We start from the raw sequence: 14,054 nt of genomic DNA, 5'->3' as shown, positions 1-14,054 counted from the left end.
GGGCAAAGCCATGGAGGACGCAGGCAGAGCAAGTCGCGTGTGCGACCGCTGCTTGGCGCGCCACCGAGACACCCCGCCCGTGGACCAATATATTGTCGGGGCAGGTCTCCTGGCTTGCTGGTCATCGCTGCTGCCCGGCCTTCCCGAAGCCCTTTAGGCTTCAGTGACATCGTTGGACAGTAGCTCGCCGCTCACAGTTGCGGGGGCAGCGCCGGCATTTGCACCGGCTTCCCTCTTAGCTCCGGATTAGATGGAAGCCGGAGAACCTCGACGATTTGGATTATCGGCAGGAGAGTTCTTCCGTCAACTATCAGATTATGTGCCAAGCTACTGCTGCTACATCCGCTACGCGAATGCTGTAGATCTCTCGGTTGCACTATCTAGAGACACTCTTTATTCAGAGATGTCTAACCAGCATCGGAGCTGCGTTTTGAGGCGCTAAACCCCAGATCGATGTGACAAATGCAGCCTGCGCGGCGAGGACCACCGCTATTTCGACCACAATGCTTTTCATGCGGCTCCCGACTTTCCTAGCGGTTCCCTCAGCACGTCCGCCAGCCATCCGTTGTCTCGACTAAAGGACTCGGAGGGATAAGCCCAACACACGGGGCGAAATCGAGCAACGTCCCGGGCGCGCACATTGATTTGGGTGCGAGTCAGACTCCCAAAACCGGCGATTAAGTTCGACTTCGTGCCGATAGGCCATCGTGTTATGTCGAACACCGACGTTCCGGCGACGATACGGAACCACAGGGTTCAATCCGGGCAAACGCACGCCCAATTCTCATCGGGCACTTGGCATCGAAGCGTTCAGCTCCTCGGCAAATTGTTCGGTACGTAACGAGAAGGCCCAAGCTCGGTGGATAACACCGATGGAAACATTTGAAACGTTCTCAAGTCGGAAAGTCGACAAGAGGACACAAAACCGGTGCGAATTCCCGCCCGCTGCCTGGCACGAAGAATGCAAGCTCACCGAACGCCCAGACCGCTCCTGCTGGGCATGTCCAGCTCAGCACATTGACGCTGTCGCTGGCCACTGAAGTTAGCGGCTCGAGCCATGGCGCTTGTTCGTGCGGGACAGTAGCAGTCGCCCCCGCGCGTCGCCGCTAACTTTTGTGCTCGCTCATAGCAGGTGCAAGGTTGCCCCCTTTGTGGATGAGACGCGATAGGCGTGGTTATGAAGAGAGTGCCTGGAAGAGCCGCGCTATGGTTTTGTCTCGGAAGATCACTTATTTGCCTGGCCTGGCTGGCTGCTATGAGCAACAGTGTTCGCTCCATTGACAGCCCCCTTGTCGAAAAACTCAAGTCAACTTGGCGAGCGCAAGATGGTGAGACGATAGAACAGGTTCTCTCAAACGTCTCGAAGGTGGCACAATTCGTCCCTCAAATGTGGGGCGTCGCCGAACTTGGCCAAGGTGACTTTGTTTTCGTTGCGTGGACCAGGCACCGGAATAACGAGTCTGCCGAACAGTACGTGATCACCTGGAAGATCGGGTCAGACGGTGCGATCGAACTTGCGTCAACCTATGCAAAGCCGATGGAATTGGGCTGGCGCGCCCTGGCGCTCTCGTTGATTGCCCGTGAAGTCGCGGATGGCGAAAGGGACGCAAATCTTCACTTTCTGCATGACCCAACCAATTTCAACTTTGTGACTACCCCGCAAGGCCAGCTCGGCGATCTTCTGCGGCAGGGTCGCTGCACTATTGTTGAACCTGTCGGAGTAGATTACTTGCCGAAGCGCAATGACAAGCCCAGCGAGAAGGGTGATCTGTGGCGCGTTCTACTTTTGGTGAACTGTAATATCCCGGGGCCCCGGTATTTTACGCAGAACGGGGTCATCACCTTCGAGAAGAGCATAGGACAAGGTTGGGAGCCGCAATCCAACTTTGCCAAGCGTATCGCTACCTTTCCTCCTGGTTCCTGGTTCCAACGCATGGAGCCAGATGAAGGGGACGAGTTACGGGACAGAAGGTACCGGTAAGCGATCGCTAACAGCAACATCGCGCCGCAGCTCCTTCAGTTACGTGCGTCTCGGAGCATCTGAAGGGCCTGCCCGCTCTAAGGTCGCGCTGTTTACTGCTCGAAGCAGTCGGCGAGCCTCGCGTGCGGCCTCCAGCGTCATACGAAGTTCGGGCAGCACGATTGCGCCTTTCCCGAGAAGGATCGAGCTCAGCGGCTAGTGATAACTTGCGAGAAGTGGTGCAGCGCTCCGTCTGCCAATGAAAGTTGGCACGAAGCAATCAAGGCTGCTCCTCCAGGCATGACTTCCGCGCGAGCGACGTATCTACACAGGCACCCCATTTTCACACGCGGAAGAATAGTGTTCCAACGTTTGGGTTCTCAGGCATCGCGGGTTCGGGCCGAGCGATGTGGATCTCCTCCTCAGATCAAGATGGTGCCATGAGAGAGGTGGCGATGCATGAAGGACACCGCGGCACGTACAACGGAAGAAACCGCTTGATCCTGACGCAGCGTCAGGTCGTAGATTCGAAATCACGAGCAAGCCTTTATGAAGTACAGGTCGAAAGATGCCGAGGAAAATATCGGACATATAGCGGGCGAATGTGGCGGCACACAATCCTTGTGAACCTGGATCGGGAGCGAAAGGTTATTGCTGCGATGAAACATCGCGCACTGATGGCCGGATTGCTCGCGCTCATCACATCTCCGGTCCACGCGGCGACTTTAACGCCGTTCCGCGCATCGTCGGCGTCAACACGATCAAGATGGAGCAAACCACAATTCAACTCTCAAGCACAGAAGCTCCTGAGACTGATCCGATTTGCGTCGCCGCCCACGGCTCGAAATCGGCTGGTGGCGTAGCTGCTCGCAACGCGCTTATCGAGCGCTCGAACGGACGAGCGTGGGGTTGTCATACGGAAGGTGTCGATGAGCACAGGCGGATCGTCGGCGCGCGTTCGCTCACGATCGACGCTCGGAAAGTCGTGCTCGCATCCGGCCCACTATCGAATCCGCCCTCGGCCGAGTGTCCGATAATAGGCAACGTCGGGCGCCGCGGCGAGCGCATTTATCACGTGCCCGGCCAACTCTAGGGACGATCAAAGTGCCAAAGAAGCGCGGCGAGCTAGCGCTGCAGCGAAGTGGATTCCGAGACCACCGGATGGAAGGCCGCGATGAGCAGATACCCATGCATGCAGACCATTCTCCGAAGATGCACCATCTAAATAAGATCGCGGCTTCGCGCCGGTCGCTGTTGCTATTGGCTGTTTCGACAGTTTTCCTGCGGCTTGGCCATAACATCGTCGATGCGAAGGAAGCAAAAGCGCTGCCCAAGCCAGACAACCTGCTCGCGCCGGATGCTGCCCTGAAGCGGCTGCTGAAAGGGAACGATCGATACGTCCAAGGCGCATCACGAGCCGACGATTTCAGGCGCGAGCGCTCGGTCTTGGTCGAGGGGCAAAATCCTTATGCGGCGGTTCTCAGCTGCGCCGACTCTCGCGTGGCGCCCGAACTTGTGTTCGACACCGGACTAGGTGATCTGTTTGTCTGCCGCGTCGCCGGCAACTTCGTTAACGAGGATACGCTCGCCAGTATGGAATATGCGGTCGCAGTACTGAACACGCCGCTGATCCTTGTACTTGGCCACGATCATTGTGGTGCTATAGACGCCACGATCAAATCGCTGCACAGCGATAAGCCGCCGCCGGGGCACATTTCATCTCTCGTCGCTGCACTTGCTCCTGCAGTAAACGCATCGCGCGAGCAAACCGGCGACCCATTAGCCAAAGCAACCCGACAAAATGTGATCGATAATGTCAACAAACTCAAATCGACAGGCCCGATTCTGGACGCGGCAGTCGAGCAAAACCGACTAAAGATCGTTGGGGGCCTTTATCGGATCGACACCGGCAAGGTCGATATTGTGAGCTGATGCTAGAACCTTCACACCCCGGCTAATCGTTTGTCGCCTGATATAGACCTTATGTTCCGCGCAATTTGCTCGTGCATCACCTGAAGGCAACGCGCCGAATCCGATCCACTCCACAATTGTCAATGCTCCGGGAAGACCTTCGGTATGCGTGGCCTCTTAATTCTCCTCGTGTTCTACGCACTCATGTTGGCAACGCGCGGCCCAGCATCAGAAACACTGATAGCGCGGCCGACGGCATTCATGCCTCCAGGTTGAGCCAACCCTATAGAGGTGGTTCAGGCAGCAGATCGCAATGGGAAGCATGCTGGCTCTGAACTCTCAGGCTCCCTACACGTGACGATTCCGAGAGCTTCTCAGCTCCAACCGGGCAAGCCATCTATGGTCCTGCTTTGATCACCAGGCTGAGCCAGAGCCGAAGATCACATCGGAGCGACCAAGTCGCTGTCGGGCCCCGGGCTGCAGCTGCCACCCGCATCAGTACCGGACGTCTTTCCTGCATAAACGCCGAGACCGCAGCATCGGAAGGCGCCCGCCCATCAATCATTCGTTAGATCGTCTCGTTTTCCGCCAAGGATGCGGCTCACATCGAAAATTGTCAGCGGAGCTTCCAGAATCGGGCTCTTCCGCAACGACCAGTCGCCTAGTCGTACAGAACGTGCGGTGCCTGGTCTCGCAAGACTCGCAGTGCGCGCCTAACTGCTGGGCGCGTTGGACAAGCTCGGTCAAGATCGGAAGCATTGGAAGGTCGAAGAAAGGGGCGCCGGCGCCCGCAAACGGGTAAACCAGCTCAAGGATGCGCGCGAATGTCTTTGTGTTCGGTACGACAGAACGCGGACAGACGTATCAATTGATGGCGAACCTCGGAAACTCTTAAAACCTGTTCGAAGCGTTTGTCGTGGCATGCATAAGCGGGAGCGCTCTTGCCGTGGCCTCGAACCAAACTTGATCGTCAATTGCAGGGTCTGAAGCCGCCGTCCGTTTGTTGAACAAGCCGTCTGGAGGTCCACTTCTAACAATGCGCTCACCCGCAGCCGCGCTAAATAGCACATCGGGCTGTGGGTAACGTCAGGAGATCGGAGCGGGCCCGTACTCTGAGCAGGTAACTCGAAGCCGGTCGGCCACGCTCAAGTTCATTGCTGTCGTCCACTTTCGCGCCTTGTTGGGTTGATGACATGTTGCGCCTGAAAGCAGACACGGAGGGCACGAGCATTGTGCTGGCATGGCATGGGCGGAGCGATCTCGCTCGAGTCAGACAAGACCGGCAGAGGTGCTTAATGGCACGTCGATTGCTGGGAAGATGGAAAAGAAGCCGCAGGCTTGGCCGCCCTCGTGATCACAACTCAGGAATTCAGAACTTGGTTGTACCCGCCTCAGCCCCAAGTGGGGCCATTCGTCCGTTGGAGAAGACATGACGAAGCACTCCCTCGCCCTCAATCGCCGGACACAAAGTGCAGCGAAGATCGATCGATGTCGCCATCGGGTATCGGCTGCTTTGCCGGCTCAACCTCAATCCAAGATCGACCGCTATCTCGCTCAGCCTTCCTACCCCTTAAGTTCGTGATGCGGTTTGGGAAGCTACCGCGTGCAATCTCATGGCATTCCATCTCAGCTGCGCCGGTTTGGCTGATGCCCTTCAGCTGGGTATCACACGACCTGGCCTCGCCATGCGTGCAGTCCATATGAATGATGTGCAGCGTCGATCCGCCCAAGGCACGGAGGACGATTTTATGAACGCTTCACCAGAAAAGATCACTCCCGAAACCTGCGCTTTGGCTGCGTCCTGGGCTAATCTGTCGCCATTACTGGTCGAGATCCGTGCGCGTCGCAGCGAGTTTGGCCGCGCGCAGAAGGTTCCAGAAGAGATCATCGAGGGCTTCAAGCGCGTTGGTGTCTATCGGGCCATGGTCGCCAAGCGATTCGGCGGCGAGGAACGAACGCCGGCCGATTTTTGTCGCCTGATCGAGCGGATTTCCGAAGCCGACGGGTCCGCCGGTTGGGTCGCCAGCTTCGGGGATGGGGCTCGCTACCTCGCTGCTCTTCCAGACGACACTCTTTGCAAAGTGTACGCGAATGGACCCGACGTGGTGTTGGCGGGTGCGCTGTTCCCGCTCCAGCCAGCCAAGCGAACCAGCGACGGATTTGTCGTGAACGGGGTATGGCCATTCGCTAGCGGCTCACCGGGGGCAGATCTGATAGGCGTTGGGATCACTGTGGAAGACGATCCGACCGGTGAGCTTCCGCGTGTAGCTGTGATGCCGGCCGAGAAGGTGACAATCCGGCCCAATTGGGACGTCATCGGACTGCGAGGCACCGGCAGCCACGACGTTGTTGTCAGCGATGTCATTGTGCCCGAGGAATGGACCTTGATCCGCGGCGGTCCGCCGACAATTGATGTGCCGCTCTATCATTATCCGTCTGTGGCTTTCGCTGCGCAGGCACATGCGATTGTCGGCATCGGGATTGCGCGCTCCGCGCTAGACGAGGTGGTTGCCATGGCCGGAAGCCGCGCCTCGATCACTGGAGCGCCCGTGATGGCTGAGCGCGGCTATATCCAGCTGGAGATCGCCAGAGCCGAAGCCATGCTGCGTTCCGCCCGATCCTTCTTCTACGAGGCCACGGAGGAGCTGTGGATGGAAGCGCTCAAAGGTGCGGCAACTCTGGGCACAACGACGCTGATGCGGCTCGCCGCAACAAATGCTGCGCGACAGGGCGCTGAGGTCTGTAGGATTGTGGGCGGTCTTGCTGGAACTGAGGCGCTCGATACCAACAGCAATCTAGCTCGCGCCATGTGCGACAGCTTCGTGGTTGCCCAGCACGCGGCCTTAAACGAGGGAACGCTGCAGAGCGCCGGCCGCTTCCTGCTCCAACGCGCAATACAGCCGGGCTTTCCATGAAGTGGTCCGCACGGGCAAGCCTCACGCCAAGCCAAAGGATCTCGGAGCCTGCGTCATGAGGTGGTCTGCCGCTTAGGACCTGGCGCGTTGTTTCAATGTGAGGAAAGAAGCCGCTGAGCTCCGCCCATCAAAAAAGTAGCATCTGTTCGTCGTCCAAACATAGCGACCCCTCATGGGTCTCTACGCCCCCTGCCTTGATCATTGACGTGTCGAGCGGAATTCAGCTGAATTTCGGTGCGATGGCTCGCGGTTCGAGTCACGAACCTTCCCTAAGCACCGCCCAGAAACGGTGACGCGACGTCCATCCGGTAAGCCCGTACAGGGAGAGATACGCGTTCTTCAACCACCACGACGGGAACGTCAATTCGAATACAGTGAACTATCCGACGCGGTCGGGCTCGAACCTCGGACGCCGGCATTACCGCATCGATGAGCCCCAGGGCCGATTGCTACGACAATGCCCCGATGGAGAGCTTCTTCCATACCCTGAAGGCCGAGCTCGTTCACCACCGCGACTACAAGACCCGCGCCGAGGCCCAAGGCGATATCTTCGCCTTCATCGACATTCCGCGATCGGCTATATCGCACCGATCGAGATGGAGCTAAAAGCCGCTCAAACCCGTCCACATTTTTCAGGGGAGATCAGAACCTCGTGACGTGGAGGCAACCTGGCGAAATGTCGTGAACTCCTCGATCTCTTCTCCCAAGAGAGTGCACCAACTATTTCAAAAACTGTGGCTATGTTTCGGTATAGAAACAGCACGCTCTAGCGAACCTGAACCGGCGGTAAGCGCGCCGCAGGCAAGCGGACGACAATCTGGCTGTCCGTGATGTCGACGACTTCCTTGCGCTTCCTTCCGTCATCGTACCGCAATTCGAACGTCACTCCCGATGCAGATGGGGCAAAGGGCTCAGGCGTAAGGCTGATCCGCCCCTCCCCCAAATTCAGAATGATCGGTCGATCCGCCTGGAACCGGGCGTCGAGCAGCACCAAGTCCAATCGGAGAGACTTGAGCCGCACGTTGAGGCGTCGCCGCACGCCATCACGTGGCCAGATACGCAGGGTGTGAGCGAACGTCTCCATGGTGCCACCGTAACAAACCTGCCCAAAGATGGGATCGTCGGCAACGATCGTCGCGGCAGCGCGGACCGCCCCACAAAATCCCAGGTCGATCTCGCACGAGTAATACCACGTTCCACGGTGATGCGGCTGACCGAGCCATGTGGTCCCGCTCGGCGCCGGCTCGAAGCCGCCACCGGCCGCACCGTCATTCTCCTCGCCCGGATACCAATAGCCATGACCGGCCGACGCAGGGCCGCTGTTCAGCAAAGCCCACGCGCTGAGTTGTGACGCATAGCCGAGACGAAGGAGCGGATGCGGGTCGTCTGCATCGTTCAGCGCATGATCAAGCAGCGCCCAGCCGCCCATCTGCGCCATGTAAGTCAGCGTATAGGCGTCGCCCGCAGTCCCGCGATAATCGCTGCCCAGGTAGTAATAAGTAGGTTCCAGCCAGCCACGGCAGAACAGATTTGCAGCGATCTGACGCTCCGCGAAGGCACGCGCTGCCGCCTTCGAAACCCCCATGGCGACAGGGTCGTCAAGGGCCGAGCGCGCCAGTGCCTGTGTTGATTCGAAGGCTGTGGAATCGAACGGATATTCCGACTTGAACAGGTCCGCCTTTGCATCGACGAAGGCGCGCACCTTACGCGCCCAGTGCGCCTCCAATGTCGCCCCCTCGCGCGTCAAGCCCGCAGTCGTAAGCGCCGAAACCAGTTCGGGGATCACACATTCGTTGTAGAAACCGGTGCGGTAGGCAGACCACATCACGACGCGCATCGGCACCGTGAACATGGCCAGCGCCGTACCGTAGGCGCGTACCAAATACTCTCGTGCGCTCTGGCGGGTGGGTATTGCAGGATGGTCACGGGCGATGCGGTGCATGGCCAAATACATCGCGAAGATGTGCGGATAGTCATAAGGCCGCCAGATATGCAGGCGGCCGTTTGGGCCGGGATCGCTGCTTTCCCGGTTCTGCTTCCAATCGGGTATGCCGTAGAGGCCGTAGGCGTATGCCTCCTGCGTGGTACGTTGCAGCCCACCCCAAACGAACGTATCGATATACCGGTCCAGCGCCGCCACTTCCGCCACATCAGGATGCTCGGCATTCTTGGTCGCGAGGTAAGCGGGCTTGCTCAGCCCGGGATCATCGCACGTCACCTCGTAGATGCGCCAGCCGTTGATCCGGTCGTAATTGTCCGGGCCAAGCAGGACCTGCGTCTCCATGTTCCACTCGCCAAACAAACCGTCGTACCATTTGGACGGGTCACGATGCTGCCGCTTCACGATGAAGGTTGCGCGCTTCTTCATCATCGTTTCGACGGGCTCAGTAGCGAAGAATTCAAGAAAGGTCTGGCGCGCACCCGGCTGGTGCAGGGTCAGCCGGTTCTCGCCCAATCGCAAAAACCGGACCCGCCACAATCGCCTGCCAGCCCGATCCGGCAACCGTTGCACCACCGTGTCGTCGGTAAACTCCGCTTCGATTCGCTCCACCGGAATGGAGGACCCGAGCGCGATGTCCACATGCAGGTCGTTGGGAACCGTCATGCCCGGCATTACTTCCACGTCCACCAGACCGGCGTCCGCGATAGCCCTGCGCGCCGCCTCGTAATCGGCAACCCACTGGAAGCGGAGACGGTACCGCCGTTCCTCGGCCGGTGACAGGGACAGGGAATGGGTCGGCTGTCGCCACCGAGTCCCGCCCGCCATCGCCTCGCCGGCGGCCGCCCCGCCCAAGATGTAGGCGCACCACGTCCCACTGGCTTCGGCCGACCCCTTGTAGACATCCCAATATTCCAGTGACGTGTCCGCTTCCGGTAAGAGCATGAGGAAGGGGCCGGTGCTGTTGCCGCGAATCCAGAAGATGTGCGATCCATGCCCCGAGACGAAGCTGTGCTTCAAAACAGCCGCTGACAACGGTTGACCTGCCGGAAATTCAGAGTTCATCGGCATCGGCAAATAGAGGTCGCCAACCTCCACGCTCGCCATGCCGTCATTCCGGAGCATGATCTCCCACGTCAATCCAACCTCGTCGACTGCGAGGCGGGTCGTGAGAACGACGCCGGCATCGCGGGCTGCTAGTTCAAGGGCCGCGCTATGCATCGGCTTCGTTGCATCAACGCCGGTTCGAAGCGTATGCCACTCGGATCCGGCACGCCGAACTCTAGCGTGAGCCGTCCCCAGCACAGCTCCAGGTAGGACATAATCCGTGTCATACGCATCGTTACGATAACGCAACGAGGTAATGCCGTCTTGTGTGCACCCAACGACGAAGGGAGAGTCGGCCGCCTTCAACACCATGGCAACCTTGCGCTGCGGCCGATTGGGTGTAGGCACCGTAACGCCCCCGAACAACGCGCTACCCAAGAAGCTACTGCCCAATAGGATCGTACGACGCGTATACGTCCAGACGTTAGACATGCCTTTGGTCTTCGTCATCAACCGTATCCGGTATCGCTACATACGGATGATCAAGGCGTGCCGTTTCCTGCCGTAAACGTCAACGCGACAAAGCGACATACGTTCTCAAGTACCGAGCGTTCGGTCGGGACCGCTTCGTCACCATCGGTCCTCACGGTGCCCTTGGACACCAGATCCTGCATGCAAGCAGGCCAAGCTGCTCTTGGGCCCGGTTATCAATGGCAAAGACCCGGTCGACGACAAAGCCGCGTCCATATAAGGATCATGATGCCAGTTCACCCCAATCAGCTGAAGCCATCAAGGGCGTCGATTATCCAATCCCATAGGCGACCGTCTTGCCATCCGCGCTCGCGCCGTCTCGGCAACCCCGACCAGCACCGACGACGCGAGCGCTACCAGCAGAGCACGCTGATCAAAGGGACCCTTTTCGATGCGATGGAGTTCCATTCAAGTGCCGATTGACACTCAAAGGCGTCGCGGCTGATGGGGCCATCGAGCACCCGAAGGACCGATGATGCCATGCGTGGCGAGAGCGGCGAAGCAGGTTGTCGTTTTCCAGTGGCCGTGAGGGATGCTGGCCCGCAGACGTTCGCACGAGCGGAACCGACGCGCGGCGCCAGCAGAGCGCAGATGCCGTCCCGCTATATCGGCCGTTCGATCAATCCCCCTGCCCCTGCCTTCTCGGGACGGCATGGACCTTGAGACTGCCATAGCTGGCCGCGCTCGCGATCGACCGGCCAACGTGCACGCCGGCTGCAATGGTGGCCCGAAGCCGAACTGCCGGTCCGGCTACCGAAACTCCGCTCGCCCCTGATGACTACCGTGGTGCAGCTGGGGGCGACATGAGCCCGCTGGTGAGGCCTTTCCAGCGATGAACGACACGCTCGATACGAGTAGTCACTACGCACGTGTATTTTTGAGCAATACATCACCTTCCACTGCACGCGGATAGTGGGCCGCCACTTCAAATGAAGGCAACAAGTCAAGAATGGCTTGCAGGGTCAACTGCCCTTCGTAGAGCTCGCGGTCGCTATATTCGGTGTAAATGAAGCCCGTGTTGCTCAAGGTCCGCATTCCGCCGGCAATAACATCGGCTTCGGCTCCCTGAACGTCCATCCAGATGAAATCGACTCTGTCCAGCTTGGCTTCGCTGCACCAGTCGTCCAGCCGCCGCGTTTCAACCGAGACAGGGCGATCGAACCGGACCCAATCGTACTCGGTAAGATGATTCTTTGGGCGGCGTATTGAACCGGATAGGTCCCATTCTTTGGCGTCCCCATCCGCATTGCTTGGATGGAAGTCGATCGCGCCGTTTCGATCACTGATGGCGATTTCAAGCAGCTTGACCTTATTGAGGGATGCGCCCAGCTTCTTCTTGAATCGTGCGATTGCTCGGGGGTCCGGCTCAAAGCAGTAGAGCTGAGCTTGCGGGCACAGCTCGAGAAACTTTTGCGTATCGGTCCCGTCATTGCAACCGATATCCAGGATGACGGGATTGGGTTTCTGAAGAAGTGAGACGATGTGCTGATGTACTTCTACGGACGACACAGCTGCTTTTCCATTGGCACGGAGATCGGGTGGATTTCAACGTTGAAGTCGCATCTCATGCCGGAAGCCGCGCCACAACTTATATCAAGGTATACAATTCATATATCCGCCCCCTTTAGCCACAACGGCTGCTTAATGCCGTAACATCAAAACGGACGTCTGTCGAACGCCGTGCACTGCAATCTCCAACCTAGCCTCGGCAGACGCGCCCTCAGCCAGAGAGCGCCGCCTGAATTTCTTTCGGTGGTCGAAAGATCGCCTTTTCGAATGCCACCTATCGGCTTCTCTCCGGAGCGTGGTCATCTCTCATGCGTGGCCAGTAATCTCAATCACAACTGCGCGCGCTCTGCCGACCGACAGCCGCCATCTCAGAGTCGCTGGCGCAAGTAGCTCCGGGCGATCCCTTCCTCGAGTCGTCTCCTCTTCGGAGAGGAACGAAGGCGGTCATAGCAGGATGCTCGCGTTGCTCGGCGCAAGCAAGCCTCCGCGGCGATCGCGGCACACTTCTTCATCGGAGTACGAACGATCAGGGTCTATTCATAAGCTTTGAGCGACCGTGCTGCGGCTGAACATCGTATGATAGTATGTCTTGCAGCACGCCGCGTCTTACCGAGAGCATCACCGAATTCTTTTGAGTCGCCGCACATTTATTCCTATGCACGACTACGGCAGCTTCAACAAGCCGCTCTTCGATCAGGCTTGCGGACGCGCGCCTCTGCGGCCTCAGCTGGTAGATGGTGCCGTCAGGTAAATCATCTGCGACTCAGACGCCGTCGCCGAAATGGGCGGCGCTTCGATTTTAACGCTCCAGGGGCTGAATGCGGGTGTATTGTCGAGACGCAATGTCATTTTCACAACAGCCTGGCGGGCAGTGCACCCCGAGGGTGTTTGCTTCCGGACAAAGATATGTGCAGGCAGAGCAAAGCTTCAGCAGAGCTGAAGGCATGGATCAGTCAGCTTATTTTGGCCTGACTCTTGCTGTGGTTGAGCTGGTCACAAGGTGCCTAACTCCAACTTGTTCAAACGCTCAGGAGACCTCTATGAAATTCCGTCCGCTTCACGACCGCGTCGTAGTTAAGCGCATCGACGCCGAAGAGAAGACTGCTGGTGGTATCATCATTCCGGACACAGCGCAGCAAAAGCCATCGCAGGGCGAAGTCATTGCAGTTGGCCCGGGCGGCCGCGATGAGAACGGCAAGTTGATTCCGATCGACATCGAAGTCGGCGACCAAGTGCTGTTTGGCAAGTGGTCCGGGACCGAAGTCAAGATCGATGGGCAAGACCTGTTGATCATGAAGGAGAGCGACGTTATGGGCATTCTCACCGATGTGTTCTCCAATAAGAAAGCCGCCTAATTCGGAGCTCGCAGCTCACCTCTCCTGAGCGGGCCCACCGGGCGCGCTAAAGGATAAACTGATACGAACTGAGGGACTTTTCTATGCCAGCCAAAGACGTCAAGTTCGGAGTAGACGCGCGCGACCGCATGTTGCGCGGCGTGGACATTCTCGCCAATGCCGTGCAGGTCACGCTAGGTCCGAAGGGCCGCAACGTCGTGCTCGATAAGTCGTTCGGTGCGCCGCGCATCACTAAGGACGGCGTTGCTGTCGCCAAGGACATCGAACTCGACGACAAGTTCGAGAACATGGGCGCCCAGATGGTGCGCGAAGTGGCTTCGAAGGCTGCGGATGCTGCCGGCGACGGCACCACCACCGCGACCGTTCTGGCCGCCGCGATCGTGCGTGAAGGCGCCAAGTCGGTTGCCGCCGGCATGAACCCGATGGACCTGAAGCGCGGTATCGACCTCGCGGTCGAGGCCGTCGTTGCGGACCTGCAGAAGAACTCCAAGAAGGTCACCTCGAATGAGGAGATCGCCCAGGTCGGCACCATCTCGGCCAACGGCGATGCAGAGATCGGCAAGTTTCTCGCCGACGCGGTGAAGAAGGTCGGCAACGAGGGTGTCATCTCCGTCGAGGAAGCCAAGTCGCTCGAGACCGAGCTCGACGTCGTCGAGGGCATGCAGTTCGACCGCGGCTACATTTCGTCCTACTTCGTCACGAACGTCGACAAGATGCGCGTTGAGATGGACGACGCCTACATCCTCATCAGCGAGAAGAAGCTCTCTTCGATGAAGGAGCTGCTGCCGCTGCTCGAGGCGGTTGCGAAGAGTGGAAGGCCGCCGCTGGTGGTGGTCGCTGAGGACGTGGAAGGCGACGCGCTCGCCTCGCTCGTCGTGAACCGCCTG

General features: G+C 58.7%; 7 protein-coding genes, 2 pseudogenes and 1 riboswitch. Of the genes and pseudogenes, 6 read left to right on the top strand and 3 right to left on the bottom strand.

What is annotated here, in order from left to right; genetic code table 11:
* Nucleotides 1-82: 82 nt before the first annotated feature.
* Nucleotides 83-285: riboswitch (cobalamin riboswitch) on the bottom strand.
* Between the two features lie 970 nt (nt 286-1,255).
* From A5906_RS30320 to A5906_RS46470, 4 genes and pseudogenes are all read left to right on the top strand, one after another.
* Nucleotides 1,256-1,981, top strand: a complete 726-nt coding sequence (locus A5906_RS30320; protein ID WP_245326981.1) for a nodulate formation efficiency C protein — start codon at nt 1,256-1,258, stop codon at nt 1,979-1,981.
* A gap of 1,167 nt (nt 1,982-3,148) precedes the next feature.
* A complete protein-coding gene (locus tag A5906_RS30310) occupies nt 3,149-3,892 on the top strand; it encodes a carbonic anhydrase (protein WP_080138902.1) in 744 nt (247 codons plus the stop codon).
* 1,592 nt (nt 3,893-5,484) lie between these two features.
* On the top strand, nt 5,485-6,786 hold the full coding sequence (locus A5906_RS30305) for an acyl-CoA dehydrogenase family protein (protein ID WP_245326980.1): 1,302 nt from the start codon (nt 5,485-5,487) through the stop codon (nt 6,784-6,786).
* 426 nt (nt 6,787-7,212) lie between these two features.
* Nucleotides 7,213-7,347, top strand: a pseudogene (locus A5906_RS46470) (IS3 family transposase); the annotation flags it as partial.
* 205 nt (nt 7,348-7,552) lie between these two features.
* Here the strand turns inward: A5906_RS46470 and A5906_RS30295 are convergent.
* From A5906_RS30295 to A5906_RS30290, 3 genes and pseudogenes are all read right to left on the bottom strand, one after another.
* Entirely contained in the window at nt 7,553-10,282 is a 2,730-nt protein-coding gene (locus tag A5906_RS30295; RefSeq protein ID WP_245326979.1) for a DUF5695 domain-containing protein, read from the bottom strand.
* A gap of 446 nt (nt 10,283-10,728) precedes the next feature.
* Nucleotides 10,729-10,855 (bottom strand): annotated as a pseudogene (locus tag A5906_RS45310) (IS630 family transposase); the annotation flags it as partial.
* Nucleotides 10,856-11,164: 309 nt separating this feature from the next.
* The gene (locus tag A5906_RS30290; RefSeq protein WP_080138871.1) at nt 11,165-11,812 is read right to left on the bottom strand and encodes an FkbM family methyltransferase; all 648 of its coding nucleotides are present in this window, start codon (nt 11,810-11,812) and stop codon (nt 11,165-11,167) included.
* Nucleotides 11,813-12,852: 1,040 nt separating this feature from the next.
* On the opposite strand from A5906_RS30290, the gene A5906_RS30285 reads away from it, so the two are divergent.
* Nucleotides 12,853-13,167 carry a co-chaperone GroES gene (locus A5906_RS30285; RefSeq protein WP_080138870.1) on the top strand — a complete coding sequence of 105 codons (315 nt, stop codon included), beginning with the start codon at nt 12,853-12,855 and terminating at the stop codon, nt 13,165-13,167.
* Between the two features lie 83 nt (nt 13,168-13,250).
* A partial coding sequence (groEL, locus tag A5906_RS30280) for a chaperonin GroEL (protein WP_136615592.1) occupies nt 13,251-14,054 on the top strand: 804 nt, incomplete at its 3' end.

This window comes from Bradyrhizobium sacchari (assembly GCF_002068095.1).
Classification (GTDB): Bacteria; Pseudomonadota; Alphaproteobacteria; order Rhizobiales; family Xanthobacteraceae; genus Bradyrhizobium; species Bradyrhizobium sacchari.
Note: the sequence above shows the minus strand (reverse complement) of the source record. Positions and strands in the feature narration are given on the sequence as shown.